Source organism: Enterobacter sp. DSM 30060, assembly GCF_013375955.1.
Classification (GTDB): Bacteria; Pseudomonadota; Gammaproteobacteria; order Enterobacterales; family Enterobacteriaceae; genus Enterobacter; species Enterobacter intestinihominis.
The window spans coordinates 1,808,453-1,831,769 of record NZ_CP056118.1; the positions used below are offsets into that span (position 1 = coordinate 1,808,453).

A 23,317-nucleotide genomic window follows, 5' to 3' on the forward strand; every position below is an offset into this window, starting at 1 on the left:
CTTAACAAATATAAGGGTTTAACCTTTATCTCTTTGATTAATGGATTATGCTATGGACACAGTAGAGGAATCTGGCGGGACGTATTTCTATCACGGGAATGCGAACGTAACCCCACAGGAGCTATTTTTGCTGATATTCGCTGAGGGTCTGGCGAACCATCTGGGCGTAACTGTGGAGACTGCTGCAACAATCCTGGCGGGGCAGCCTATATTACCCAAGCGTAAGGTGTTGGGTGCGTCCGGTTCGCGTACAAGTATCGCGTCCAAGGTAGCGCGTCGCATTTTAAAGGGGGTCCACTTTCCTGAAGGCATGAGAGTGGAGACTATCATCGGTATGGGTAAAACCAGACAGACAAATAAGGTTGGGGCCGTCGTGGGAAGAGCAGTTCCCTTTGTTGGCTATGCCCAGGCGGTAATTATCTTTGCCCTAGTTGCCAGAGAAACCAGAAACAAGTACAACCTCATTGCCCGACCGAAAGATCGGATTGCCTGGACCTATTTCTAATGTTGTTGCCGGATGAGCAGGAATTTTTAGATTACATTACTGAGAACTACAGTGAGCGCAAGCGTCCTGCCCTGAAGGAATGGACCTTCCAGGAGCATTTTAACCTCGTACCTGAAGATCTGGAGGAGATGCTGCTCGACCTTTTCAACCGGTATGAAATTGAGCACAGCAACTTTGTCATGGATAACTACTTTGAGCCCGAGCTTTTTTGGTTCCAGTTTGGGCTAAGAAAGAAGTTTCGAGATCGTCAGTACAAGCCGCTAACGCTCGAAATGATAATTGAGTCTGCCAAAGCGGGGCGCTGGTTGTATGATTAAGGGGCTAAGCGCCCCTTGTGCGTTCTATGCTGACTGGCGTTCGTTCCATGCATCGCTGAAGATAATGTTCCCGTCGTTATGCTTCCAGGTAATCTTCTCGTAACGCAGTTCGACCGTTTCCATATGGTTTTCGTTAGGGTTATCCCCTGGCGCCATTGCCGGTGAAATCGAAACTATTCGCACGCCTTCAAGCAGCATGTTGAAGTATTCCTCTTCCTGACCAGAGTAGTTGATCCGATACCATTTTATTTCTGCTGACACCAGGCTTTGACCTGTCGCAACTGCTTTATAAAGATATGGGCTAGAGCAGTCGAATTCTTTAATGATCAGCATAGGGGAATGCATACGTGTACCGGTTATTTTGCCGGTTGCGTTATCTGTTGGGATCATGAGATTGTGGTGGAACCCTTTAACCTCAATGCTGCACTCTCTGTGCTGAACATCAACTCCGCCTTTGATTAATGCTCCACCGTCGTCCTTAAGCCATAAGTATGCTGGTATAGACATTTCCCTATTTCCTTATTTTGTTGAATAACGTCATTATTGCGCTTGAAAACCCCATACCTATTTTTCCATCAAGTATGTCAATACGCTCCAGCGTATGTCCGCTATCCGCATGGAAAGGTGAAACCAGATCATGTTTACTCCCAATCGATGTCCTTTTAAGACATTGACCAGGCAGATTTTAACCAAAATAAGGAGTTAACTTATGACGCTTCCAGAAAAGATAAAAAGCGGTTCTCTCAGCACTACCGGTGAGGATGACAATTACCCCAGCCGCTCCATCCGCGTCTCCCCCTCCATCATCGACAGCTGATACAGCGAAAACGATCGGTGCTTCTCAATCAACTGCGCCAGCTCCGGCGAGTGGCTGGTGAGCCAGATCTGCGAGTAGCGGCTGGCCTCGGCAATGAGGCTTGCCAGAGCGGGCAGCATCTGCGGATGCAGGCTGTTTTCCGGTTCGTTGAGGGCGATAAATGCGGGAGGGCGCGGGCTTAGCAGCGCCACCGCCAGGCACAAAAAACGCAGCGTGCCGTCGGAGAACTCTGCCGGTTCCAGCGGTCTGCTTAGCCCCTCGCGCTGCATCATCATGCGGAAGCGACCGCCGGTGTTGTCGCTGTAAAACACGCAGCCGGGGAAGGCCTGGTCGAGAATGCGTATCAGCAGCAGCTCGTCGCCAATTTCGACAATGGTCTGAAACGCGGCGGCCAGGTTCGCGCCGTCGCTGGCCAGCACCGGGGAACGAAAACCCACCTGCGGCGCACGGATCGCCGAGCCGGATGAGACGGAAAACTCATGATAAAAGCGCCAGTTACGCAGGGACTCGCGCATCTGCGACACTTCGGGATAGAGGTGCGGTTCGCCGAGCTGCCCGAACACCGACTCGTTCTCATACAGCGTACCGCTGTGGGTCACTTTTTCGTGATGCACGTTGTTCAGGAAAACCGCCTGATTCTTACGCTTCATCAGCTGTGACGACGGACGACGGTGCTGGCCGCTCAGCCAGATAGCTTCCTCTTTGATCACCGGATCGAGCTGAAACTGTGAGGGATAGGGCAGCTTTTCCACGAACCCGACCTGAAGCTCATATTCATAGGTTTCCGTTTCCACCGCCAGGTTCATGCGCCGCAGCTGGTCGCTGCGGGTTTTGCCCGCCCAGAACACTTTCAAAATTCCCCCCTCGTTTGCCAGCGCTTGGGAGAATTGCCCCTGCGCCGCGCTGTGCATCAGGTAAATCGCTTTATAAATATTGGATTTTCCGGTGCCGTTGGGGCCGAACACGATGTTGAGCTGTTCCAGCTCAAGCGACATATCGCGAATTGAGCGGTAGTTCTGAATATGCAGATTTTTGATCATCGGGGTACTCCGCTGTGCATGCTTAACCTGTACAGAATTACAGTATTTTACGCTGAGCGCAAAAAAAAGACGACAGTGAGGGTGTCGTCTAAACGGGGTACAGCTTTGGGCCTCTGTGGGTCAATGGGCCTTCGCTTCTTTCTTATCAGGTAACGGCCAGACGCAGACCCAAATCATCAGGATAGGGATCAAAGTAGTTTTGCGTCATCAGATAGCGGTCAGGGTATTCAGCCAGATAATGCTTAAGCAACGTCAGCGGCGCGAGGATCGGCAGCAGTCCGTCCCGGTAATGCAGGATCACATCACGCAGTTCTCCGCGCTGGCGGCTGTTCAGCTGGTTACGGAAATAGCCCTGAATGTGCATCAGCACGTTAGTATGATTCTTCCGCGAAGCGGGTTTTTTCAGGATATTCATCAGTTTGTCGCGATAGGCCACGAAAAACGCGTCCAGATCGTCCCACTCATGCAGTGATGCCACAAACGGACCAATTTCACGGTAGCCTGCCTGATGGTGCGCCAGAAGCTGAAGCTTATAGCGGCTGTGAAAGTCCAGCAGGGCACGGCGCGTCAGGCCATTTTTACGCATTACGTTCAGTTCGTGGAGAGCAAAAACGCGCTCAACAAAGTTTTCCCGCAGTACCGGATCGTGCAGGCGACCGTCTTCTTCGACGGGCAGCCAGGGGAAAGTTTCAAGGAGGGCGGCGGTGAACAGCCCGACACCCTCCTTGCGGCCCCGGTTGCCGTTTTCGTCGTACAGCCGCACGCGCTCCATGCCGCAGCTAGGGGATTTTGCACAGACGATAAACCCTGACAGATCGCCGATTTTCAGCAGATAATCTGCCGTAAATGCGGCCATCTTCTGCGTGACGTCATCGTGCGGCGCTTTGCTGAATCGCATTTCTGTCTCGCCGCCGGTGGTCATCACCAGGCGCAGCGCCGGACGAGGCGTGGGCAGGCCGATAGCCATTTCAGGGCATACCGGGCGGAAAGCGACCCACTGCGCCAGCTCATCCATCACAAAGCCCATACGCTTATGTCCGCCGTCAAAGCGAACGGCGGAACCGGTCAAACATCCGCTAATACCCAGCACAGGTTTTGTTGTCATGATGTGCACCTCCCGATCTCATATCTAAAAGTTACACAACAATGCGTATTTGTCCAAGTATTGACGGGATTATTTTTTAATCGTCTTTAAAATCAAGAGCAATCAGCTGCCCTTGTAGGTTGAGTAACCGTACTGGCTGAGCAGAAGCGGGATGTGCAGTTTTTCATTGGTGCGGGTGACGGTGAACAGCACCGGCACTTCCGGGAAGAAGGAGTCCAGCTTTTTGCCGTGGAAGTAATCTGCGGTTTTGAAGGTCACTTTATACACGCCTGGCGCCATATCCTGATCCTGCGGATAGAGCGATTTGATGCGCCCGTCGTGGTCGGTTTTACCGCTGGCAATCGGGGTCCACTTGTTCTGCTCCTGCTTTTCCAGCGTGACGGCCACATCCGCTGGCGGCATACCGGTTTGCTGGTCCAGAACGTGGACGCTCAGGGTGCCTGCCGGGGCGCTGAACGCGGCAGGGGCGAAAGCCATTGTAGCCAGCATCATCAGAGGGAGTGTCTTTTTCATCGTGTTTTCCTGTTGAGTTGTCGGTGACAGGAAAACGTTAGCACTCGCTGCGCGAAAAAATATTCAACTTTTCGTGAAGTTTGCCACAGCAGAAAATAATCAGAGGATAATTACCTCAAGGGAAACCTGCTGCTGCCACTGCGCAACCTGCTTTTTCCGCGCGGCGGTAAGTTTACCGCTGGTAACCAGCAGCCATTTGCGATCCGGGAAAATTTCCGGGGCCAGCGCGGCAGGGGGAACCGGCAGTATGTCGATGCGGTGGCCCTGGCCGGTGCGCGTCAGGGCTTCAAGCCAGATCTCACACGGGTCGTTCAGATGCCAGCCGCTGATGAGGATGTTATCGCCCGGCGCTTTTTTATCGGCCTCAAGGCAAAACGAGGTGTAGGCGATGAGGATGCCGTCGAGGATCTCACGCAGCGTCATGGCGGCGGCGACGTTGGCCGATATCTGGCTGCGCAACGGACGCAGCACGTTAGTGACCAGCTCTGGCCTTGGGTATTCGCGTCCGGCGTCGTAAATCATCTGACGCAGGGATTCAATTTTCCCCTCCTGCAACTTTTGCAGCATGGCCTGTTGCAGGGTTTGCCAGTTATTGGCGCGGCGCGGAACAGGGCGTTCCAGCAGTGATTTTACCTGGCCGATGGGTACGCCTTTTTTAACCCAGTCGAGGATTTTCAGCGCCTGCTGAACGTCCTCATCGCTGTACAGGCGGTGACCGCCGTCCGTACGCTCGGGTTTGAGTAATCCATAGCGTCGCTGCCACGCCCGCAGCGTGGTGGCGGTGATGCCGCTGAGTCTGGCGAATTCGCCGATGGAGTAAGCCATGTCTGCATCCGAAGAGAAGGAGTAGTCTCAATATACTACGAATATTCCCCGACGGGATGAAGCGCCGCACGGGTGCGCTACACTTAACGTCCAACCGCGTAAATGAAAGGAGTTCTCATGAGGCTATGGCCTGTCGTTACCGGTGTCGCCATTGCGCTGACGCTGGTTGCCTGTAAATCTCCCACGCCGCCGAAAGGCGTGCAGCCCATTACCGGCTTTGATGCCAGCCGCTATCTCGGCAAATGGTATGAAGTCGCCCGACTGGAAAATCGCTTCGAGCGCGGTCTGGAACAGGTGACCGCGACGTACGGCAAGCGCAGCGATGGCGGTATCAGCGTACTGAATCGTGGCTATGATCCGGTGAAGAACAAGTGGAATGAGAGCGAAGGAAAGGCGTACTTTACCGGCGAACCGACTACGGCTGCGCTGAAGGTTTCGTTCTTCGGCCCGTTCTACGGCGGCTATAACGTGATCAAGCTGGACGATAAGTACCAGTACGCGCTGGTCAGCGGCCCGAACCGCGACTACCTGTGGATTTTATCGCGCACCCCGACCATTCCGGATGCGGTAAAACAGGACTACCTGAATACCGCACGCGATCTGGGATTCCGGGTCGATCAGCTGGTGTGGGTTAAACACTGACCTACTGATACGAAAACGTAATGCTCGCCAGGGCGTTAGCCGAGCCGGGGACCAGCTCTCCGGTTCGGATGTACTGCGCCTGGAACGGCAGCGACAGCGTTTGTGCTGCGCTGGTGGTCTGGATGAAAAACTGTCCCGTCGTGCCTGCGGCCGAGCTGTCTGACCCCATCATCAGCGGCCCGGTACCGTTATAGAAAAACTGTACGCCAATGCCGGAGGCCGTGGAGTCCCCGGTCAGCGTCACGACCGAGGTGGTATTTGACGGCGTGGTCTGATCGGTCATTACTGCGTTAACCGCCACGTTCTCATCGCAGGTCAGGCTGACGTTAAACGCCTCCGATGGCGAGGTGCTGCCTACGCTGGGTAGCGTGTGAACATCAATGGTGCCCAGGTCGACGTTGGCGCTTTTCGTGCCTACCGTGCAGCCGCTTGCCGTCACCGTGATGGTGGTCGGGTTGATGATCACCTGTGCGGTTTTCACTTCGTTGTTATAGGCCGTCAGGATCGCCGCATTAATGGTGGGGGTCTGGTATACGCCGGATTTCAGCGGAACGCCGGTCTTGATAAACGTCACTTTTGCCGACCAGCCCAGTGTGGAGGCGTAACCGTTAGTCCCGTCGGCCGGATAACTCTGCGTAATGCCCGTCTGCATCGGGACATAGGTGGTGCCGTTATAATCTTTAAGCCCAAGAATGAAGCCGATGCCGGGCACGCCCGTTTCAAATACCATGTAATTTGCGCCATCAAGAATAACCGTGATGCCGGTGGCCGTTACGCTGCTGCTCGGCTCCAGCGTCCCTTTGGAGCAGGTAAATACCAGGCCGCACCAGAAGACTTCCGAGACGCTCGCAGTGGCGCTCCATTCAGAGCCGATCGTCTTTCCGGGCACGATGGAGTCTGCCGGGCCGGACCAGGACATGGGCGTGGGTGAAAGTGTGATATCCGATGTCCAGGAGAGGGCAAGTGCCTGAGACGTCATGAAAAACAGGCCTAAAAACAGTAAACGCATTATTGATACTCCGTCGTCCAGGTCGCCACTGCCGAAACGTCTCCGGCATTGACCGGCGCACCCGTGGCGGCCAGTCGCGCATAGAAGGTCATTTTTACGCTGTCATCCCCCGCCGCGCCGTAAGCAGTGGTTTGGGTGTCCAGCGGGATAAGTACGCTGTCTTTATCCAGAATCTGCACCGCCACGCCGGTCGCGCCGCCGTCAGCGACTTTCAGAAGCTGCGGATTCTCGTCATCCGGCGTACCGCTGAAGCGGATTTTCACGCCAGCAAAGGTAGGGCCGCACGCTTCAAGGGTGAGCGTGAAGGGCGTTTTGATATTGCTGACTGCCCCCGCCTCGCTAAATTGCTTTACGCCGAGGGTGCCCAGCGGCACGTTTTGCTCCTTCGAATCTTCCGAGACAATACAGGTATTGCCGATCACGTTGCCGGTCACGGAAACCAGCACGTCATAGCCGCGTACGGGGACGGTGATGAACATCAGCAGGATCAGGGGGAGAAACCGGACGGTTACTGACATATGACCTCCTGGGAATACAGCCCGGTGCGGGCCTGATAATTTTTCGGGTTCAACGCATAGCGGATCGTGCAGCGCTGGGCGCTGTCGCGTCCCCATACGGCATGCAATGTTCCCTTCGCTGACAGGCCGGTCAGATACACGCTGCCGCCATCGCCGACGATACCGCTGGCGTTGTCATCCTCTGACGAGACCAGCGTGCCGAAGGGGAGCACGTCTTTAGCGTGACGCACGATAAACATCGCTTTTGCCCCCTGACGCGTGGTGAGGGTGGCGCGAACCAGTGCCCCGTCGGTGGGGATTTTATTGGCGATGGCGTTCTCAAGCTCCACGTCATTGCCCACGGTGGTGACATCCAGCGCAACCTGATTAACGCGATACGGCGTGGCGTACGGGATCACCGCATAGCCCCGGCTGTCGGTTTTGATGCCCTTGTGGTTGAGCACGGCGACATGGCTGGCGCCCGGGGCTTTCACCAGGATATTGGTGTTCCCGAGCGGCTGGCTCAGCGTCAGGCCATCCTCATGCAGCACCGCACCGCCGCTCATCCCGTAGCTGAGGTTGCGGGAGTCACCGGCGTAGCTGTGGCCCAGGTTATACTCTCCCCACGCGCCCTCGTATTGCAGCGCGGCATCGCCGCCGTAGTGCTGCTGCGCGCTGTAGCGCTGGTTGACGCTATAGAAAAGATTCTCCTGTCCCGGCAGATAACCACTGACACCGGTACTGGCGGTGGTGCCAGCGGGATCCGCATGGGTAGCGGTAAAACGGAGACGGGTCGACAGCGCCGGGTTACCCAGCGGCACCGACAGGGACAACGCAAGGATATTGTCTTTCTTGTTGTCGTACAGGCTAGAGCTACGCTGGGCGCTGATGCCAAGCGACAGATTACGAAACGTTGCGTTCCACGCGAACTGCAAACTTTGCGTGGTTTTTGACGTATTCCAGTAGGTTTGTTGATCCCAGGACAGCGACAGCGCGCCGTATTCGCCCATCGGCTGCGACAACAGCAGCTGATTTTTTGCCTTACGCGACATATGCAGGTTGTAAACCGTGTCGTAGCGGGTGGTGACGGTGCCATCGTCTTCTACGGTCTGTTCTGGCGCTCCGCCCGCCATGCCTTTGTAAGTGGTATCGCTGAGGGTATAAAACCCTGCCGTTGAGTAACGCAGCGAGAAGAAATTGACCCGCGTACCGATATCGTTCAGCAGCTTGCTGTACCGCAGGCGCACCGAATCCCCGGTGTAGTGCTGATTATCAGCCAGCTGGCTGCGGGCATGGGTGAGGTCGAGGGAGTAGGCGCCAAAGCGGCCGAGATTCTGCCCTATACCTAAGGCCAGGCCGTTGTAGCGATCGGAAAACTGCGCCCCGCCATAAAACGTGAGACCGTATCGCCAGCCCAGGAACAGCTCGCCCTGCGCGAAGGAGGGCGAAATCTGATTGCCCGCAGGGCGGTATTTCCCGGCCCCCAGAGCATATTTGACCTGACCGTTACGCACCAGATTCGGCACGCTGGCAAAGGGCAGGGTGTATTGCGTCTGGCTGCCGTCGCTCTCCTGAATGGTGACCGCGAGATCGCCGCCGGAAGAGGTCGGATAGAGATCTTTCAGCACAAACGCCCCCGGCGGAACCGAGGTTTGATAGATAACGTTACCGTTCTGGCGAACCGTCACCGTGGCATTGCTGCGCGCAATGCCGCGCACTTCAGGCGCGTAACCGCTCAGGCTGGCGGGCAACATATTGTCATCGGTCTTCAGGGCAATCCCACGCAGGCCAACGGCGTCAAACACCTGCGATGAGGTGAACGTTTCACCGGCATAAACCTGGGCACGCAGGGCGCGGATATCCCGCTGTAGCCAGGTCTGGACGTGGGTGAGCTCGTTACTCTCTTTGGTCCACGTGGTGAAATCACGCAGCCGCCATGCGCCCAGGTTGGCGCCGCTGTTCAGGCTCACAAACAGCTGTTGTTCCCGCGTGCGCGTCTCGCCCCGGTAGTCATTATTCGCGCCATTGACCACATAGTTCAGCCACGCGGCAGGGATGCCGGATTCCCAGCTCTCCGGGCTGACGTACCCGCGCGGCAGAGCGCGCATCGCGCTTTGCGGTACGGTGAAGTTGAGGGTAAGCGTCCTCTGGTCAAAATCAAACCGGGTATCGGCGAACGACCGGGTTAAAAAAATGCAGCGCTGCGCAGGCGACAGCTCACCCCCTTTCGCCTGACGGCTGTCGATGCCAAGTGCGGCGAATTGCGCAGGTGTAAGGCACGGCAGGGCTTCACCGGCGGTGTTTTCAGCGACGCGAAACGTGACGTTACCTGTGAACGCGAACTGGGTGTTGATATACACGTTAAGATTGTACTCGCCCGGCGGCAACGCGCTCCCGGCGTTGACCCAGGCGAGATCGGCACTGTTTGCCTGTTCGCCGTTGAGAAACGCAGGATTAAAGTGCAGCTCGCTTTCGGCAGCCACGGCTTGCCGAATCACCAGGGCGATCGCCGTGGCGCACAGGATTTTAATTTTCATGTGGTCACGCCTTACTGTTTTTATTATTGGGACAATGACGTGCGGGTGACGGGCGTCCAGGCCCCATAATCGTTAATCGTCTGGTAGCTCATGCTGGTCGCATGGCTGAAGGTGTCTGCCAGCGTCACGCTGGCTTTCGGCGGCACCATGACGGGCGACACCGGCCTGCCATCAATTTTCAGATTAATGGTGGTGAGGTAATACGGCGTTGGGTTGGTCAGCGTGACCTTGCCCGCGCGGTAGGCGCCTGCAAGGTTTTTCCATGCCTCTCCTGCGCCTTCCCGAAGCGACTCAGGGCGATAAAAGACCTTGATGCGGTTGGCAGAGGCGAATTGCAGCGAATTGCCGGAACCGTTTTTAACCTGCTGTGGGATAGCTTTGACCGTCATCCAGTACAGCGTTTCGCGATCGGCTGGCAGTGCGTTGCCGCTGAACATGATTTTCACCGCGCTTTCGCTGGCGGGCTTCATGACGTACAGCGGCGGCGTGATGACGAAGTCGTTGGTACGGCTCCCTTTCTCGTCTTCCATCCATGACTGGATCAGGAACGTGGCATCAGGGTGGGTATTTCTTACCTGCATCATCGTCTGCGTCGTCGCGCCTGCGTAGACCAGCCGCGTTGCACCCAACCCCACGCCGCCTGCATACACGGCGGATGAACATAACGTGCCAGCCAGACAAATCCATGTGTTTACGCGCATTGTGCGTCTCCTGAAAGCTGAGTCAGACCCGGCCAGCAGACCGGGCCTGAAGATTACGAATAGGTCACGGTGTAGGTTGCGACCGCGCTGGCATCACCCGCCGTGGCGTTGCCCAGTGGGGAGTAATATTTCGCGCTGAAGTTCAGGGTGTTCGCCCCCGCACGCAGGGGGATCGCTGCTGCCGGCTCACCCAGCCTGACGAAGTTGCCCTGTTCATCATAAAGACGGATAGCGACATGCTGCGCCGAGCCCGCGCCGCCGTTTACTCCCGCGGCCAGGCTATTCACATCGGTACTGTCCGGCGTACCGGTGAAGGTGATAGCCACAGTCGTTGCGGCAATGGGGTTATCTTCCGTGGACGCGGAGGTATCGGCGATTTCGCAATCTTCCAGCGTGATGGAGAAGGCTTTTGCGGTACTGGCTTCACTGCCTGCGGCAGCCAGCGTGGCGGTACGCACTTCACCCATGTCGACGTCGATATTGGCGCTACCGGCGCTGATGGCACAGGCGGAGGTCACCACTTTACCGCTGAAGTTAACCGTGCCGCCGCTGGTGGTGGCGGCCAGTGCTGAGCCCGCTGGCAGCAGGGCGGCAATGCTTAATGCCAGTAGAGATTGGCAAGTAAGGCGTGCTTTCATTTCATGGTTCCTTGGTTTTTTTATTACGAGATTTGCTCTGAAAGCGGCAGGTCTAACTGGTTAAAAAGACCAGCAAATCTGTCTTATTCCTGAGCCCGAGTTTCCTTATCGCTGAGCTTTTTAAAGCGCTCACGCGGCGATAAGAAAGTTTCTCCAGTTCTGCGATGTAACGTATATCCAGTCCGTTCCTGAGTTCCTTTAATACCCTCCTTTCTCCTGGCGTCAGCGATAACGCCGCTGGCTGCTTTTGGGGCCGATAATGGCTATCGACCATTTTTGCTAGCTTTATCCGCCACTGATAAACCGTGTTCTGTAGCGAGATATAGGCATCAATATCTTCCCTGGCCCATAACAGGGAATGGGCAGAGGTTGAGTACAGGCAGATAATCACCTCTGGATGCGTGGCTTTGATTTTTTTTAAATATTTTAGTGAGCCATACCCTGTATGGTATTTCTCTGCGCCGGATATAAATAAGATATCGATACGAATCGATGAGAGCGCCTTATCCAGTTCCTGATAACCTCCTTCGATGATAATGATGTGTAGGTCATCGCGGATGCTGCGTAATAACGTTTTAATGCCGTTTCTTGCATAATGATCGCCGCCCATCAATGCAACAGTAATATGCTGTGTTATTTGGTTATTGTTCGTCATGTTATTCCTCGATTTATAATAGTAATCAGGCGAATTATTTATAAGGGTATCGCCAGTATTCTCGAAGCAATGACGTATTGCATAGTGTAGGCCTACTATACGTCGGCCAATAAAGAGGTAATCTGAATTAATCTAAAATTGTATTAATTACTAAGATCGAGACCGGTTACGACGCTTCCCTCTGATTGGTCTTATTCCGCTTCGCTTTCTGTAAATTATGATAGCCGCTATTTTTAATGAAAATTTAGCTTTGATAAATGTTTTGTAAGGAATTTGTCGTCTGATGTCAGTGCGGGTGTGAAGTTGCTGACGGGGAATAACAATTTACGAATGTTATCATCGATAAAAACTGATAGAGTGGTGGCTGAAAAGCATACAAAAACCATGTAAATTATTGATATTTGTCAGGTTGAGAAAACTTAAGGCTTAAGAGTACTGAATGTTTCAGACACGCATGTCCGTGGCGTACAATGTTTTTTTATGTAGATATTTGTCAATGTCAAGAGGCGAGGAGTGCGCCAAAAGGAAAGGCTCTGATAAAAGAGATGCTGTCGATAGTCAGATACTTCTGTGGAGCGGAAATTCACTTCACAAAACATCATAATGAGGATGATCGCGGATGAATCGGCTCTGCAAGCCACATTCTACAAGGGTTGAGTTCTTATGCAGGTTCAGTGAAGCTTAAGGGATGAAATATAAATTAAGATTTTTCGCCAATGGCGAAGATATACAGCATGCCGTTAATCAGTCACATTAATCCCGACGCGAATGTCATCACATACATGCGGTGACTCAGGTTCAACATTTGTTAACCGGAGAATTCATACTGCCCCTATGCATAAGCATTACATTATAAATAATATCGTCGAATTTCATCCTGCGGCCAGCACGTTACGTGATATCAACAATCCTGACCGTGTGGTTGTGTTAAATTCGCCAGCAGGCCGATGCCTGTTGTTATTAATCGACAGAGCGGGGTCGATTGTCACTCAGCAAGAGTTCCTTGATATTGTCTGGCAAAGCCGCGGCATGCTTGTCTCCTCCAATACCTATTACCAGAACATCTCCATTCTGCGCAAAGGGCTCAAAAAGATTGGTTTTGAAACTGACCCTATCGTTACCATTCCCCGTATTGGGCTGACGCTGGCAAGCGACACGCAAATAACCGTCAGAGAGTCTTCGCCTGTCACGCCTCAACCCGCAGAGGGACAATGTGTGGAGGCGCCAGCGATCGAGGAGGTCTCTGCATCCTCCGAGCCAGCAGCGCCCGTTGCCAGGAAGCCCACGCGCTGGCTGGCTGTCGTCATGGGGCTATTGGTCATCCTGGCCGGGGCAGGCGTGACGGGATATATGAGCGCCAGGGAAAACCGTTTTGTTGAGGATTACCGTTTTGCGGCATCCGTTGGGGCCTGTCGCGTTTATCTTGCGAACGACATTCAGACTCACGCTGAACGCGCTTCCGCGCTGACCTATGTAGAACAATTCAAGGCTGAATGCGCGCAATATCCCTGGGTTTACATCAGCTGGTACGCCCTGCTTCCTCGTGCGTCGGTTATTCGCTGCGACCGGCCAATGAAAGAACCGAACCGCTGTATATCTGATTATTTCCTGAAGGATAACTAGCATGACTCGTTTTCGGCAGATGCTGTATGTCATCGTGACGGGCCTCGTCACGGCAGGCGTGCTGACGGGCTATTACCTGTGGCACCGATCTTACGTTCAGCCTTTTTCATGCCAGGCTAATCTGGTACAGCACCATCCGGATGAGACGCTGACGGTCTGGCTGAATTACACCTTCGACGGGAAATTCGGCACCCTGAGCATGAATGGCCGGGCAAAGAGCGATCCGGGTAAAACCATCGACAGGAAAATTTCCTTTCGGGTGGAGAGAAAAGATCGCCTCTATTTGCTGACGTCAGAAAAAAATATGACTTTCCCGGACGATAATGTCGAAGACAGCTGGCTGGAAAAATATGAACCGCAATTTTTTGTCTATCCGGGCAAGAGTATTTATATGCGTATCAATGAACAACATAATGGTAACTATATCTTTACCTTAGGAACATTACCGACATATGTGTGTCGTGGTTCAAAAAAAGAATGATGTAAACGAGAAAAGCATTATATTTTCCTCCCGTCTCATTTATGCTTGATTTAAAATATCAGGATTATCTTAGAAATATAAAGTGCGACAGATCATGTTGCGATAATGTAATTAATTTTAAATTTGGCAAGTAAATGAAAAGTGTATTTTACTCCTCCGATGGGGGGAAATCAGTACCGGAAAAGTGTCTGCATATTGGGTTGATATTATGGCCCCGTTATTCACTTCTGGCGGTATCTGGATTGCTGGAAGCGCTGCGTTATGCAGCGAAAGCTCAGGATAAATTAGCATTTAAAATCAGCCTGATAAGTGAATTTCCTGATATCCCGATTATCAGCAATGCGGGGATTATCATGAGGCCGGATTCTCCCCATGGGCCGCCGGACAGTTTTAACTACCTTGCTGTTATCGGCGGTGAATTGCAGTATCTGGACTTAGGGTATCAGGGGGATAAAGCGTATCTGGCACATGCCCACCATGCCGGGGTTCCGCTCATTGGCATTGGCACCGGCAGTTTTGTCCTCGCACAGGAAGGATTGCTGAATGAACGACGAGCGTCCATCCATCCTTTCCACCTTGATGCATTTCGGCAGGCTTTCCCGCTGGTTTATGCTGAGCAAGGGTATGATTTCATCGACGATGGCGATGTGCTGACCTGCCCGGGCGGTATTTCCACCCTGACGCTGGCAACTGAGCTTATCCGCGCCCATGCCGGGGATGATATCGCCAGCACCACCTGTCAGCGTTTGTCGCTCGTTCCGCATGAAATTGCCACCCCACGTCCGGCGAATCTTGCGCTTATCCCTGACTCGCGGTTGCGCCGCGCCGTCATGCTGATAGAACAGTTCCTGACCCGGCCGCTCACTACCGCCGGGCTTGCGCGAGAAGTGGCATTGAGTGAACGCCAGCTCAACCGTCTGTTCCACGCAGAATTCGGCAAAACGGCCCGCGAATTTATCCGCAGCGCCAGACTGCGCTATGCTTGCTGGCTGCTGAAGAACTCGCAGCAAAGCGTGACGGATATTGCGCAGCGGATGGGGTTCAGCGACTGCGCGCACTTTATTCGTCATTTTCAGACGGAGTACGGTTGTACGCCTGGGGTGTGGCGCACGTCGCAGAATTAATTTTCTGAGGTGGATGTAAAATGTGGCTTATATAGTTGCGCCATCAACTACAGATACAATCGCGCTAGAGATGAAACGCAACCTGCTTGCCAGTGGGTAGTTCCACGTTAATGCTAAGTTTTCCGCCCATCGCTTCGATGTAACGCTTAAGCGTAGCAATCTTCAGATCGTTTCCACGCTGCTCCAGCTGTGTTACCGCAGGTTGACTTACGCCCATAAGATCGGCGACATGTTTTTGCGAAAGCTGGAGCTCTTCACGCAGAAGTTGCAGACCGGTTTCGAGGAACATTTCCTCTGCCATCTCCTGAATGCGCTGTTGGCTTTCCGGTGAGCGTGACGCAATCACTTCATTTAAGGTTTTCACTTGGCTGCCTCGCTGGCAGTTGTTCGATAAAACCGAACAACTGCATTTTCGACCCGTCCACCCTTATCAGAAATGCTTCATAAAGATAATGTCTGTAAGCTCGTAGTATGCCAGAAACAGCCGCTAAGCCAGGTGGTTTGTATTTGATTTTGCGAGGTGCTTTCCAGGAAGCTGTGTTTGAATCGCTGCAAGCGCGTCTTCTATCTCGGTGAGCTTTGCCTTCGTCCTTTTATAGTCGTCCTGCAACCTCTGCTCCTGCTCGTTATACGCCACCAGAACGATGCATCCTTTCATGACCTTTACTGTGACCTGCTGTCCGGTATCAAAACCCGCCGCGCGCAGCCACTTTCCGGAAAGGATTATTCTCGGCGTAGATTTGTCGTAAACATTCGGGCGGTATCCCACAATTACCGAACGCTCGGTTCCGGATTGGTCGGTGTCTGAGGTAGAATGCGAATCAGCCATAATCAACTCCTTGATAGTTGATGAGGTTAGACGCCCTTTAGTGCTCCAACACTGCTGGGCGTTGCAGAATTCCGAATCCATGTGGTAGGTACCACATGCAGATAAATTAACCGAAGTGGTACCTACCATGCAAGAGAAAAAGAAACCAAATTTTGACCGCACTAAGAGCACGATGAAGAATATTCGGTTCGAGGATGAGCTTTTGGAGCAGATTGAGAAGGCTGCGGGGAAAGGGAACTTTAGTAAGTGGGTCAAAGAGGCTTGTAGGCTTAGGCTTTTGAGTAAGTAGCAATCAAAACTTTTTTGATAGCGGTAAGGAATAATTAAATGATAAGTTTGAAATGCATAGTCCGAACTTATCATTTGTAAACATTATGAAATAAAACTTTATTAATTTATTTTTAACCGAATCTGCTTTTAAATTTTTGCGAACTAACTTTTCGTTGCATTTTACCATTGCAATTAGGACACAAATGTTGTTTCTCTCCATCTATTTTCCATGTGTAGTATTTTCTCTTGAAATAAGTATGGCAGATATCACATTGTCTTGGTTTTAATATGGCAACAAGTATTGCTATTAAAATTACAGCACCTACAATCCATTCCATAACAGCTTCCCTAGAATATTATTTCAAAATAAAGGAAAGGATAACACTCAATACTAAAATCAATAAGTGATCATGTTCACATAAGGGAACTGCAAGGTGGGACGATTTAATGTTGGACGTGTTTTTATTAAAAGAGTGGACATTTTTGGCGGAGATCACAGGAGTCGCATTTGGTGGTTAATCATGTTGAATTTATTGATTATTTTACTATGCGTTTTACTGATATGCCCCCGATTATGCCCCCACATGTTTTTCCTTAAGGATCAGTTGGCTGATTTATGGGCGTTTCAAGCCAAGGTTGGACTGTGCCCGATGAACATCCAAAGATGTTATCCAGGGTTCTTGATCCTGCCAGGAGAAACTCTTCTGGTCAATGCGCACAAGCTCGAATCGTTCCACAAGGAAATTAACAGCATCAGTAAGATTCACTCCCGCCTCTATATGTTCCTGAATCGTCGTATCGTTACTGAACGGTGTGTCGTTGATCGTGAGGCCGTAATGATGCTCTAAAATATACGTTAATAGTTTTTGCCAAACTTGGACAGGAGACAGGCGTGACGAAACCGTCACTGTTTTCGGTACAGTCGAAATATGCATGAGTTGATTCCCTGATAAAAGTAGAGGAAGGTGTTAACTGGTTATAGCTGATGGGGATAAATGGCGATATAAACGTAGCCATAAGAGCCGAGAGTGTCAGCTTCACAAGTAAGTCCATTGTGATGCAGTGTGACGCAGTGCTGGTTGTGAGGATCAAGCTCGCCAGTTGTCAGCATCCGCTCAAGCTGTTTCACCATTAGTGGAAACGCTTGGTCCAGACTCAATGCTTCTGCGTCACTGAATGAGCCATTAAATCCTGCCCGGTCAGCCAAAAAGTATAGGCGCTTGCCTTTCTGTACCAGACGAGCGCCGAAGCACGGCGTGATATTACGTTTTAATCCCCACTGAAGGCAGGATGTGTTCTTCGCCGATGTGCCGGATATGGTGGTCGACTGCATTAATATACTCCTTAATGATTGAGTGGGATGATTAGTTCACCGTCACGCAGCGAAGAATAGCGTACGGACCTGCCCGGTCCTGACGACGTTCAACAAAAACAGCGAGTACGCCGCTGATATGCTGAACTTCATATCCATAGTAATGGCATACACTGCCATGCCACTGGTAGTGGCCTGTACAGAAGGCAGATAGCCTGGATTCGGGATGCTGACGATAAATATGCATCGCCTGGCGCTTACTGATGATTTTCATTCTGCACCTCATAACAAGCCACATTCAGCAAAAGACACCACTTCGTTCCCGACCACAAGATGATCCAGCACACGCACTTCCACCAGAGCCAAGGCTTTAGCAATTCGCTGAGTGACATGTTTATCCTGCTGGCTAATTTCTGTCGTGCCGGACGGGTGGTTATGCGCCAAAATGACCGCAGCAGCGTTATGTTTCAGGGCTGATTTAACCACTTCGCGGGGATGCACTTCGGTATGGCTGAGCGTGCCGGTAAACAGTGTTTCCCGCTCTAGCAGGCAATGCTGATTGTCGAGATACATTACAATGAAGACTTCCCGCTCCAGGTGAGCCATCTGCAGTTGCAGCCAGGTTTTTGTAAGGCTGGCAGAGGTAAATGACTCACTCGGTTGACGCTGGTATTTCTCCAGCAGACGTAATGCTCGCTGGATGACTCGCTGCTCGTTTGCAGGAAATACCGGGGATAAATTGATCGTAGACATGGTTGCTCCTTAGAAAGAAAAGCCCTTCCGAATCTTCGGAAAGGCGTTAAGGGAAAATAGTGGAAGAGATCATGAAGCAAGCTGCAGCATATTCTCAGCCATCACCCAGAGGGCCCGGTTGAGCTTCACATCACCGTCAATACCTTTCACTGCTCGGGTATGGGCGCGCTTTCCTTTGGTTGTTCTCCCCGATAGCCCGCCTTTAATCAGGTTTTCCTGAATGCGCTGATAAGTGGTCCACAGGTCGTTACTCTCATCTTGCCAGCGGCGTGGGGAAAGTATCTGCGTCTCTGTCACCGGTTGGTGCTCCTCACCGAAGCGATATGTCAGCGCCGCTTTCGCCATAGCCTGCTGAGCGGGCGGCGGCAACAAAAGCGACTGCATGGAATCGCGTTTCTCTTCTACGCGGTCAAATATTCCCAGTACTTCGTAGGCCCCTTCGATGACTTTCTCTACTACGTTGCCTTTATGCGGCACGCGTACTTCGCCAAAACTCTCACCGCAAATCAGCCCATTTTGGCAAACTGCTCTGAATAACCCCGGTAGCATCTGATATGAGCTGGAGCCGTCGTGGCTGTTCAGCAGAATAATTTCGGGAACTTGTTTGCCAGTAATCTGGCCTTCACGACGCAGGCGCAGCATGTGCTTCGTATGCTCTCGTTTGCTCTGGTCGCGGACTCTGGTTTGACACGCGAAGAATGGCTGGAAGCCTTCGCGTTGCAAGTTATCGAGAAGGGTAATTGTCGGGATGTAGGTATAGCGATCACTACGGGATTCATGCTTTTCTTCGCTGAAGACACTGGGCACATAATGGGCCAGTTCGTCGCGAGTTAACGGGCGGTCACGACGAACAAGGTTGACTGCACCAAAGCGGCTGGCTAAACGGGTCATAGTTGATTCCTTTTAAAACGGGCATAAAAGCCACTCCAGTAGAGTGGCATTGGATGGAAGATAAAATGTTCAGGGAGAGGCTGGTGGCTGGCTCTGCTGTGGCGAGAGTTCTCTGTCAGGTAATGCCGGTGGTATTAGCTTTTCGGCCTGGTGATGTTGTAATCTCTGCAGAATAAAGGGTTTACTGTACTGGAAGTATCGAAGACACCACTCGTATTTAACGACTCGCCTTATGTTCAGAGGTAAGCGTTCATACGCTTTGCTGCACACCGATAAAACAAAGGCATCATCATTGATTCTGTCCTCTGCTATTGCAGCCAGCCCTTTGATAAAGGAATGCTTCAGCTTTTGTCGAGAGTTAGCTTCCTGGCGAGCTTCGGAAGGTGATAGTACGTCTGGTACAGGTGTTAGAACACAAACCGTGTTGCCTGATTGGGACTTTTCAGGCAAGCGTGGCGAGTTTTTTTATGAGCCTTATCAGGCTATAGGTCATCAGGCTGGCTCCCATTGTCTGGCATACGACCGACTTACTTCTCAGCAGAGTGAGGCCTGCGACGCTGAAAACAACGGGCCAGGTCAACCCAAATGATTCTGCATCTGGCGTTGTATCGTCCGGGGATTTTTTAGTTTTCATAGGTTGATCCAAAAGGCGTCCGGTATCGCAGGAAGCTTATACCGGACTAGAAGAGTAATTAGGGGAGATCGATTGAGGCTATTTCCTCAGAAGCGTTTGTGGGGCCACTGTAAATGCCGACGTATTCATTTTGAGGGAAGATAATTACTGCATTTTTCTTCGGGTCAAAAGAGCAACCATTTAATCCTGCAATTTCGGCGGTTTTCCCGGAGCTTGTGTTTTTAACAACCAGTTTGTTGTCAGCACAACTGCTACCTTTTACATAATTCACCACATAACCGTCCTGCTCTGCGACCGTTTCTCCAGCTGCTGGTTTTGGCTGAGAGTTACTTTCTTTATTCCTACTTACGCGTTTGCTGTTGTAAGGAATATATTGCGCAGCATCATTCCGCATGGTCGGTGGATCATTGTTCAGACCAAGATATACAGGACAACTGGGGACACCCACCTCGCAACTCTTTTCGACGATAGCACGTGACGGCCAGCCTTTTGTGCCGATGTAAGCAGCACCGGTTTCATCAAGGCAGTAGGTTTCCTCCCATGTGTCATTTTTATTCTGACCCGGCATAGTGCGGGTCGTTACGAGACAAGTCAGAGCCTTAACCGGTTTACTGTCGTAGCGGATAAAGTTCTGTTCAAGGGGTGATGCTGCGTACAGCAAAGGAGATATGTTCGCAGCAGCAGCCTTGCTCTGTGCCTCAGCGCTAAAACCAACTTTGTTGTTGAGTTTTACGCTGACTGCCGCATCGTTCATTTCGCGAAGCATTTCACCGCCTCTATCTGTTAGAAAGAACGTGTATCGCTCTGGGTGAATATTACCGGGAATTGTGATGGCAAAACTGAAGGCCGGGATTGAAAGGGTACAGAGTAAAATCAGGCGTGAAATGAATGTCGCCATATAAAGATATCCTCACTAATGATTAACAATGTGGGAGCATGGGCTACCCGATGGGGTGGTTAATGGCTGATGCAGTCTTCCCAGTTGAGGTTCTCCAGTGCGTCCCTGAGCCCTGCGGTATTGAACGGGTGAGATACGGATTTATTCATCCTGGTGATTTCAATTTTCCCATGGCTGTCTGTGTTTTTGAGTGCGATGAAAGCCGCCTTGCCTGGCAGGTAATGTACTGCGTTGATATTAATCCCCATGGCTTCCTGACCTTCATCTGGTACACCCAGGGGTTTCTTATCAGACCCGCTGTAGTTCAACATCAGATGATTGTCCCGGCAGGTGAGCGTCATGCGTTCTCCGGCGCTATTGTCGGTATTCAGTTCAAACTCCATCGCATTAACAGTGCCAAACCAGTTGCCCCATTGTTGCTCCTGGCCCATGGCGTGTACCGCCGCGCTGAACAGTGCCGTACTGAAAAAGAATGCGGAACTTATCTTCAACATAGAGAATCCTTGCTGTTGTTTTGCAAACGAAAAATGGCCCTTTGCTGAACAAAAGGCCACCTGATCGTATGCATTTGAGAGGGAATGGGATAATAGTTAATACAGATCAGTTTCAATAAATTGATCGTTATTATCTATAATAAAAACGATCAATTGACCACCTATTGATAGGTGAATGCTATCTTTTGATTGAGTATCGATCGGTATTGATGATCAATGAGATATTCGTCCAGACAAAGATATGCCGGTGTTCTCAGTAGGGTGATATAGGTTTGAAATAATCTGGAGTGAGTGATGTTGACAATTATGGGCCACTTTCATCGTGGCCTTTGTTATTTATAAATAGAAAACTCTAAAAAGGAATGCCATACCAGTTATTTACTGAGTCATCTTTGACTTCTTTGTTTTCTGCGGCATCAATTTCAGGAGTAGGTGTAATTTCATTTAGCTTTTCATTGGATGTTTGTAAGAGTAATTTATCATGAAGCTTTTCAGCTTCTGAAGGTATTTTTGCGATGATTTTCTCTGCATCAGTTACATTACTGAATTCCCGCCCTACTGGTTCTGACGTTGATTTTTCGCGAACCGTGACTTTCTTCTTTGTCTTCCTGTAAACCGATGATTCCCACGATTTCTTAAATCTGGATAAAAATTTATTGTCGTAACAATACATGCAAATATAAATACAACGTAGTGCAAGATACTTCTCAGTTGTCGTTGATGGCCTGAAAAGGCTAACGAAATGAGGGTTGTGGACGTATCCCTGTAAAGCTGCTTTGTACGCCTCATTAAAAATATGCTCAGAAGGTATATTGTCCTGATGGGGTTGAGTTCCTTTTGCTATCTTAGCTTGCGCTCTCTTTATTGAACCAATGATAACGTTAACCTTGTCCTTAGAAATATAGTCCCACGCCCATTGTATTTTTACTTTCTCAGATTTCTTTAGGGGGAGGTTATTTACTAAAGGAGAGTGTCTGTCCCACTCGTATCTTATCTTCGACATTATCAATAGTTTTGTTGAAAGATCCATCGATGACCTGTCAAAAAAATCTTTTATGCACTCAAGGCGTTCACTATGGCTTACAGGATACTGAATTTTAATCAGCCGGTGATAATACGTCCGGGTATAAACAGTGCACGGTTCATTTATATTAAAACTACCAAGTGCTTTATTTTTATTACTGAGAACCCTTATATACACCCAGGTAAAGTAACAGGCATCATTGCAGCGTTTAAACCAGTTGAATTCTTTTAATGGCAACATTGCATCTTTGGCTTTTTTAAAATTAGATGCATATGCACGAAGTATATCTGGGTCTTTATAAAACAGACGAAACGCGTCATTTATTGCCTCTGCTGCTAATCTATAATCTTCTCCATAAATTAGATCTGCGCTGTATTTCTTGCTGCTATCTTTCAAACGATAATTGTAAATAGCGACATCATCCCCGTTTAGCCACAGAAATAACCTGATATCACGCGAGCTTTTAATGTCGATCCATAACTCATCACTCACAAGGAATTACCTCTTTTTATTATGTGAACTGCAATTCACGTATAGTAGTTCATAGGGTAATTCATAGCAATAATCATAGTGTAAATCGTAGGGTAAAAGTCTAATGCAACCCCTGTAATTAGGCACTTTTTTAGTGAAAAACTGTCTATGAGAACACCATGAAATGGCTGTGTGAAAGTGTAGCTGCGCCAGATTTTTGATGTGTGGTTGATAGTTATCCCCGTCTCGACCGGCAATCCTTTTCTTATGAAATAGCGTCAGGGAAAAGTAAATCTGTACATATGAGGCCTATGACATGAAAGGATGCCATCCGGTGTCCTCCTGATACATTTTTGGAGACATGTCATGAGCACGATTAATATTCACGAGGATAAATTTGTCAGCATGCAGTTTATTACTGAACTAACCGGTTTGTCCGATAAGTGGTTTTATAAAATGGCGCAGGACGGTAAGTTCCCAAAACCGGTGAAATTTGGCCGCAGTTCCCGCTGGATTGAACGTGAGATAAAAGAATGGTTAGAAGCCCGTGTTAATGAGTCAAGAGCATAAAAGACTCCAAAGATAGGGATGAGAAGGTCACTAACTTCACACCATGATTTTATGCTCTCGTGCCTTATGGCACATGGCCTTAATGTGATTTGCAAAGTCGGTTTATTTATTATTGTATTTAATGTATTACCAATCATTAATT

31 protein-coding genes are annotated in these 23,317 nt (G+C 50.7%); 8 read left to right on the top strand and 23 right to left on the bottom strand.

Annotated elements, in window-relative coordinates; all coding sequences use genetic code 11:
- Positions 1-52 precede the first annotated feature (52 nt).
- Together HWQ15_RS08565 and HWQ15_RS08570 are read left to right on the top strand one after the other, a co-directional pair.
- On the top strand, positions 53-505 hold the full coding sequence (locus tag HWQ15_RS08565; protein ID WP_032646726.1) for an STM2901 family protein: 453 nt from the start codon (positions 53-55) through the stop codon (positions 503-505).
- On the top strand, positions 505-822 hold the full coding sequence (locus tag HWQ15_RS08570; RefSeq protein ID WP_023298994.1) for a DUF1493 family protein: 318 nt from the start codon (positions 505-507) through the stop codon (positions 820-822). The genes HWQ15_RS08565 and HWQ15_RS08570 overlap by 1 nt, the downstream gene beginning before the upstream one ends.
- Positions 823-846: 24 nt before the next feature.
- Here HWQ15_RS08570 and HWQ15_RS08575 read toward each other — a convergent pair whose 3' ends face one another.
- The 5 genes from HWQ15_RS08575 to HWQ15_RS08595 form a co-directional block, all read right to left on the bottom strand.
- Complete coding sequence (locus HWQ15_RS08575) at positions 847-1,329, bottom strand: Hcp family type VI secretion system effector (protein WP_023298995.1); 483 nt, start codon at positions 1,327-1,329, stop codon at positions 847-849.
- Between the two features lie 261 nt (positions 1,330-1,590).
- Complete coding sequence (locus tag HWQ15_RS08580) at positions 1,591-2,679, bottom strand: AAA family ATPase (protein WP_063148983.1); 1,089 nt, start codon at positions 2,677-2,679, stop codon at positions 1,591-1,593.
- A gap of 145 nt (positions 2,680-2,824) precedes the next feature.
- Entirely contained in the window at positions 2,825-3,784 is a 960-nt protein-coding gene (locus tag HWQ15_RS08585; RefSeq protein ID WP_063147053.1) for a DUF523 and DUF1722 domain-containing protein, read from the bottom strand.
- Positions 3,785-3,886: 102 nt separating this feature from the next.
- The gene (uraH, locus tag HWQ15_RS08590; RefSeq protein ID WP_023298998.1) at positions 3,887-4,297 is read right to left on the bottom strand and encodes a hydroxyisourate hydrolase; all 411 of its coding nucleotides are present in this window, start codon (positions 4,295-4,297) and stop codon (positions 3,887-3,889) included.
- Between the two features lie 99 nt (positions 4,298-4,396).
- Complete coding sequence (locus HWQ15_RS08595) at positions 4,397-5,122, bottom strand: MerR family transcriptional regulator (RefSeq protein ID WP_063148982.1); 726 nt, start codon at positions 5,120-5,122, stop codon at positions 4,397-4,399.
- Positions 5,123-5,239: 117 nt separating this feature from the next.
- Between HWQ15_RS08595 and HWQ15_RS08600 the strand changes: the two genes are divergently transcribed.
- Positions 5,240-5,764 carry a lipocalin family protein gene (locus HWQ15_RS08600; protein ID WP_023305169.1) on the top strand — a complete coding sequence of 175 codons (525 nt, stop codon included), beginning with the start codon at positions 5,240-5,242 and terminating at the stop codon, positions 5,762-5,764.
- Between the two features lies 1 nt (position 5,765).
- Here HWQ15_RS08600 and HWQ15_RS08605 read toward each other — a convergent pair whose 3' ends face one another.
- The 6 genes from HWQ15_RS08605 to HWQ15_RS08630 are packed head-to-tail and all read right to left on the bottom strand — an operon-like array spanning position 5,766 to position 11,801.
- Complete coding sequence (locus tag HWQ15_RS08605) at positions 5,766-6,773, bottom strand: fimbrial protein (protein WP_063148981.1); 1,008 nt, start codon at positions 6,771-6,773, stop codon at positions 5,766-5,768.
- Positions 6,773-7,291: a fimbrial protein gene (locus HWQ15_RS08610; protein WP_038415006.1), complete on the bottom strand. Its 519-nt coding sequence runs from the start codon at positions 7,289-7,291 to the stop codon at positions 6,773-6,775. The genes HWQ15_RS08605 and HWQ15_RS08610 overlap by 1 nt, the downstream gene beginning before the upstream one ends.
- Positions 7,282-9,807, bottom strand: coding sequence for a fimbria/pilus outer membrane usher protein (locus tag HWQ15_RS08615; protein WP_063148980.1), 2,526 nt, complete (start codon positions 9,805-9,807; stop codon positions 7,282-7,284). The genes HWQ15_RS08610 and HWQ15_RS08615 overlap by 10 nt, the downstream gene beginning before the upstream one ends.
- 23 nt (positions 9,808-9,830) lie before the next feature.
- Positions 9,831-10,508 (bottom strand): molecular chaperone, encoded by a 678-nt coding sequence (locus tag HWQ15_RS08620; protein WP_063148979.1) that lies wholly within the window; start codon positions 10,506-10,508, stop codon positions 9,831-9,833.
- A gap of 53 nt (positions 10,509-10,561) precedes the next feature.
- Positions 10,562-11,146: a fimbrial protein gene (locus HWQ15_RS08625; protein WP_063148978.1), complete on the bottom strand. Its 585-nt coding sequence runs from the start codon at positions 11,144-11,146 to the stop codon at positions 10,562-10,564.
- A 52-nt stretch (positions 11,147-11,198) separates the two neighbouring features.
- Positions 11,199-11,801 carry a helix-turn-helix transcriptional regulator gene (locus HWQ15_RS08630; RefSeq protein ID WP_022646604.1) on the bottom strand — a complete coding sequence of 201 codons (603 nt, stop codon included), beginning with the start codon at positions 11,799-11,801 and terminating at the stop codon, positions 11,199-11,201.
- Positions 11,802-12,635: 834 nt separating this feature from the next.
- On the opposite strand from HWQ15_RS08630, the gene HWQ15_RS08635 reads away from it, so the two are divergent.
- From HWQ15_RS08635 to HWQ15_RS08645, 3 genes are all read left to right on the top strand, one after another.
- The gene (locus HWQ15_RS08635) at positions 12,636-13,424 is read left to right on the top strand and encodes a winged helix-turn-helix domain-containing protein (RefSeq protein ID WP_063148977.1); all 789 of its coding nucleotides are present in this window, start codon (positions 12,636-12,638) and stop codon (positions 13,422-13,424) included.
- Between the two features lies 1 nt (position 13,425).
- Positions 13,426-13,905, top strand: a complete 480-nt coding sequence (locus HWQ15_RS08640; protein WP_022646606.1) for a hypothetical protein — start codon at positions 13,426-13,428, stop codon at positions 13,903-13,905.
- Positions 13,906-14,258: 353 nt separating this feature from the next.
- Entirely contained in the window at positions 14,259-15,029 is a 771-nt protein-coding gene (locus tag HWQ15_RS08645; protein ID WP_223861999.1) for a GlxA family transcriptional regulator, read from the top strand.
- Positions 15,030-15,093: 64 nt separating this feature from the next.
- On the opposite strand, the gene HWQ15_RS08650 is transcribed toward HWQ15_RS08645, so the two are convergent.
- Complete coding sequence (locus HWQ15_RS08650) at positions 15,094-15,393, bottom strand: XRE family transcriptional regulator (RefSeq protein ID WP_023299004.1); 300 nt, start codon at positions 15,391-15,393, stop codon at positions 15,094-15,096.
- A gap of 123 nt (positions 15,394-15,516) precedes the next feature.
- The gene (locus tag HWQ15_RS08655; RefSeq protein WP_063148976.1) at positions 15,517-15,858 is read right to left on the bottom strand and encodes a SymE family type I addiction module toxin; all 342 of its coding nucleotides are present in this window, start codon (positions 15,856-15,858) and stop codon (positions 15,517-15,519) included.
- 127 nt (positions 15,859-15,985) lie between these two features.
- Between HWQ15_RS08655 and HWQ15_RS08660 the strand changes: the two genes are divergently transcribed.
- Positions 15,986-16,147, top strand: coding sequence for a YlcI/YnfO family protein (locus HWQ15_RS08660; protein WP_064720300.1), 162 nt, complete (start codon positions 15,986-15,988; stop codon positions 16,145-16,147).
- Between the two features lie 112 nt (positions 16,148-16,259).
- Here the strand turns inward: HWQ15_RS08660 and HWQ15_RS08665 are convergent, their stop codons facing one another.
- From HWQ15_RS08665 to HWQ15_RS08710, 10 genes are all read right to left on the bottom strand, one after another.
- Positions 16,260-16,466: a hypothetical protein gene (locus HWQ15_RS08665; protein WP_071788007.1), complete on the bottom strand. Its 207-nt coding sequence runs from the start codon at positions 16,464-16,466 to the stop codon at positions 16,260-16,262.
- Between the two features lie 276 nt (positions 16,467-16,742).
- Positions 16,743-17,063, bottom strand: a complete 321-nt coding sequence (locus HWQ15_RS08670) for a TA system toxin CbtA family protein (protein WP_071605960.1) — start codon at positions 17,061-17,063, stop codon at positions 16,743-16,745.
- A gap of 41 nt (positions 17,064-17,104) precedes the next feature.
- On the bottom strand, positions 17,105-17,461 hold the full coding sequence (locus HWQ15_RS08675; protein WP_044599779.1) for a type IV toxin-antitoxin system YeeU family antitoxin: 357 nt from the start codon (positions 17,459-17,461) through the stop codon (positions 17,105-17,107).
- 31 nt (positions 17,462-17,492) lie between these two features.
- A complete protein-coding gene (locus HWQ15_RS08680; RefSeq protein ID WP_057696015.1) occupies positions 17,493-17,714 on the bottom strand; it encodes a DUF987 family protein in 222 nt (73 codons plus the stop codon).
- An 8-nt stretch (positions 17,715-17,722) separates the two neighbouring features.
- Positions 17,723-18,193 carry a DNA repair protein RadC gene (gene radC, locus HWQ15_RS08685; protein ID WP_023305179.1) on the bottom strand — a complete coding sequence of 157 codons (471 nt, stop codon included), beginning with the start codon at positions 18,191-18,193 and terminating at the stop codon, positions 17,723-17,725.
- Between the two features lie 69 nt (positions 18,194-18,262).
- Positions 18,263-19,084: a DUF932 domain-containing protein gene (locus tag HWQ15_RS08690; RefSeq protein ID WP_044599778.1), complete on the bottom strand. Its 822-nt coding sequence runs from the start codon at positions 19,082-19,084 to the stop codon at positions 18,263-18,265.
- 442 nt (positions 19,085-19,526) lie between these two features.
- Positions 19,527-19,718, bottom strand: a complete 192-nt coding sequence (locus HWQ15_RS08695) for a hypothetical protein (RefSeq protein ID WP_071605959.1) — start codon at positions 19,716-19,718, stop codon at positions 19,527-19,529.
- A 58-nt stretch (positions 19,719-19,776) separates the two neighbouring features.
- Positions 19,777-20,616, bottom strand: coding sequence for a hypothetical protein (locus HWQ15_RS08700; protein WP_052735741.1), 840 nt, complete (start codon positions 20,614-20,616; stop codon positions 19,777-19,779).
- A gap of 59 nt (positions 20,617-20,675) precedes the next feature.
- Positions 20,676-21,110, bottom strand: a complete 435-nt coding sequence (locus HWQ15_RS08705) for a hypothetical protein (RefSeq protein ID WP_044599777.1) — start codon at positions 21,108-21,110, stop codon at positions 20,676-20,678.
- A 352-nt stretch (positions 21,111-21,462) separates the two neighbouring features.
- Positions 21,463-22,626: a hypothetical protein gene (locus HWQ15_RS08710; protein ID WP_063850204.1), complete on the bottom strand. Its 1,164-nt coding sequence runs from the start codon at positions 22,624-22,626 to the stop codon at positions 21,463-21,465.
- Between the two features lie 345 nt (positions 22,627-22,971).
- Here HWQ15_RS08710 and HWQ15_RS08715 point away from each other — a divergent pair, with 345 nt between their 5' ends.
- Complete coding sequence (locus HWQ15_RS08715) at positions 22,972-23,175, top strand: AlpA family transcriptional regulator (protein WP_023315141.1); 204 nt, start codon at positions 22,972-22,974, stop codon at positions 23,173-23,175.
- Positions 23,176-23,317 lie beyond the last annotated feature (142 nt).

Bases quoted from the DNA above. Each gene is read 5' to 3' on its own strand.
- HWQ15_RS08565 (WP_032646726.1), top strand. From the start codon at position 53: ATGGACACAGTAGAGGAATCTGGCGGGACGTATTTCTATCACGGGAAT.
- HWQ15_RS08570 (WP_023298994.1), top strand. From the start codon at position 505: ATGTTGTTGCCGGATGAGCAGGAATTTTTAGATTACATTACTGAGAAC.
- HWQ15_RS08575 (WP_023298995.1), bottom strand. From the start codon at position 1,329: ATGTCTATACCAGCATACTTATGGCTTAAGGACGACGGTGGAGCATTA.
- HWQ15_RS08580 (WP_063148983.1), bottom strand. From the start codon at position 2,679: ATGATCAAAAATCTGCATATTCAGAACTACCGCTCAATTCGCGATATG.
- HWQ15_RS08585 (WP_063147053.1), bottom strand. From the start codon at position 3,784: ATGACAACAAAACCTGTGCTGGGTATTAGCGGATGTTTGACCGGTTCC.
- uraH (WP_023298998.1), bottom strand. From the start codon at position 4,297: ATGAAAAAGACACTCCCTCTGATGATGCTGGCTACAATGGCTTTCGCC.
- HWQ15_RS08595 (WP_063148982.1), bottom strand. From the start codon at position 5,122: ATGGCTTACTCCATCGGCGAATTCGCCAGACTCAGCGGCATCACCGCC.
- HWQ15_RS08600 (WP_023305169.1), top strand. From the start codon at position 5,240: ATGAGGCTATGGCCTGTCGTTACCGGTGTCGCCATTGCGCTGACGCTG.
- HWQ15_RS08605 (WP_063148981.1), bottom strand. From the start codon at position 6,773: ATGCGTTTACTGTTTTTAGGCCTGTTTTTCATGACGTCTCAGGCACTT.
- HWQ15_RS08610 (WP_038415006.1), bottom strand. From the start codon at position 7,291: ATGTCAGTAACCGTCCGGTTTCTCCCCCTGATCCTGCTGATGTTCATC.
- HWQ15_RS08615 (WP_063148980.1), bottom strand. From the start codon at position 9,807: ATGAAAATTAAAATCCTGTGCGCCACGGCGATCGCCCTGGTGATTCGG.
- HWQ15_RS08620 (WP_063148979.1), bottom strand. From the start codon at position 10,508: ATGCGCGTAAACACATGGATTTGTCTGGCTGGCACGTTATGTTCATCC.
- HWQ15_RS08625 (WP_063148978.1), bottom strand. From the start codon at position 11,146: ATGAAAGCACGCCTTACTTGCCAATCTCTACTGGCATTAAGCATTGCC.
- HWQ15_RS08630 (WP_022646604.1), bottom strand. From the start codon at position 11,801: ATGACGAACAATAACCAAATAACACAGCATATTACTGTTGCATTGATG.
- HWQ15_RS08635 (WP_063148977.1), top strand. From the start codon at position 12,636: ATGCATAAGCATTACATTATAAATAATATCGTCGAATTTCATCCTGCG.
- HWQ15_RS08640 (WP_022646606.1), top strand. From the start codon at position 13,426: ATGACTCGTTTTCGGCAGATGCTGTATGTCATCGTGACGGGCCTCGTC.
- HWQ15_RS08645 (WP_223861999.1), top strand. From the start codon at position 14,259: ATGAGGCCGGATTCTCCCCATGGGCCGCCGGACAGTTTTAACTACCTT.
- HWQ15_RS08655 (WP_063148976.1), bottom strand. From the start codon at position 15,858: ATGGCTGATTCGCATTCTACCTCAGACACCGACCAATCCGGAACCGAG.
- HWQ15_RS08660 (WP_064720300.1), top strand. From the start codon at position 15,986: ATGCAAGAGAAAAAGAAACCAAATTTTGACCGCACTAAGAGCACGATG.
- HWQ15_RS08665 (WP_071788007.1), bottom strand. From the start codon at position 16,466: ATGGAATGGATTGTAGGTGCTGTAATTTTAATAGCAATACTTGTTGCC.
- HWQ15_RS08670 (WP_071605960.1), bottom strand. From the start codon at position 17,063: ATGCATATTTCGACTGTACCGAAAACAGTGACGGTTTCGTCACGCCTG.
- HWQ15_RS08675 (WP_044599779.1), bottom strand. From the start codon at position 17,461: ATGCAGTCGACCACCATATCCGGCACATCGGCGAAGAACACATCCTGC.
- HWQ15_RS08680 (WP_057696015.1), bottom strand. From the start codon at position 17,714: ATGAAAATCATCAGTAAGCGCCAGGCGATGCATATTTATCGTCAGCAT.
- radC (WP_023305179.1), bottom strand. From the start codon at position 18,193: ATGTCTACGATCAATTTATCCCCGGTATTTCCTGCAAACGAGCAGCGA.
- HWQ15_RS08690 (WP_044599778.1), bottom strand. From the start codon at position 19,084: ATGACCCGTTTAGCCAGCCGCTTTGGTGCAGTCAACCTTGTTCGTCGT.
- HWQ15_RS08695 (WP_071605959.1), bottom strand. From the start codon at position 19,718: ATGAAAACTAAAAAATCCCCGGACGATACAACGCCAGATGCAGAATCA.
- HWQ15_RS08700 (WP_052735741.1), bottom strand. From the start codon at position 20,616: ATGGCGACATTCATTTCACGCCTGATTTTACTCTGTACCCTTTCAATC.
- HWQ15_RS08705 (WP_044599777.1), bottom strand. From the start codon at position 21,110: ATGTTGAAGATAAGTTCCGCATTCTTTTTCAGTACGGCACTGTTCAGC.
- HWQ15_RS08715 (WP_023315141.1), top strand. From the start codon at position 22,972: ATGAGCACGATTAATATTCACGAGGATAAATTTGTCAGCATGCAGTTT.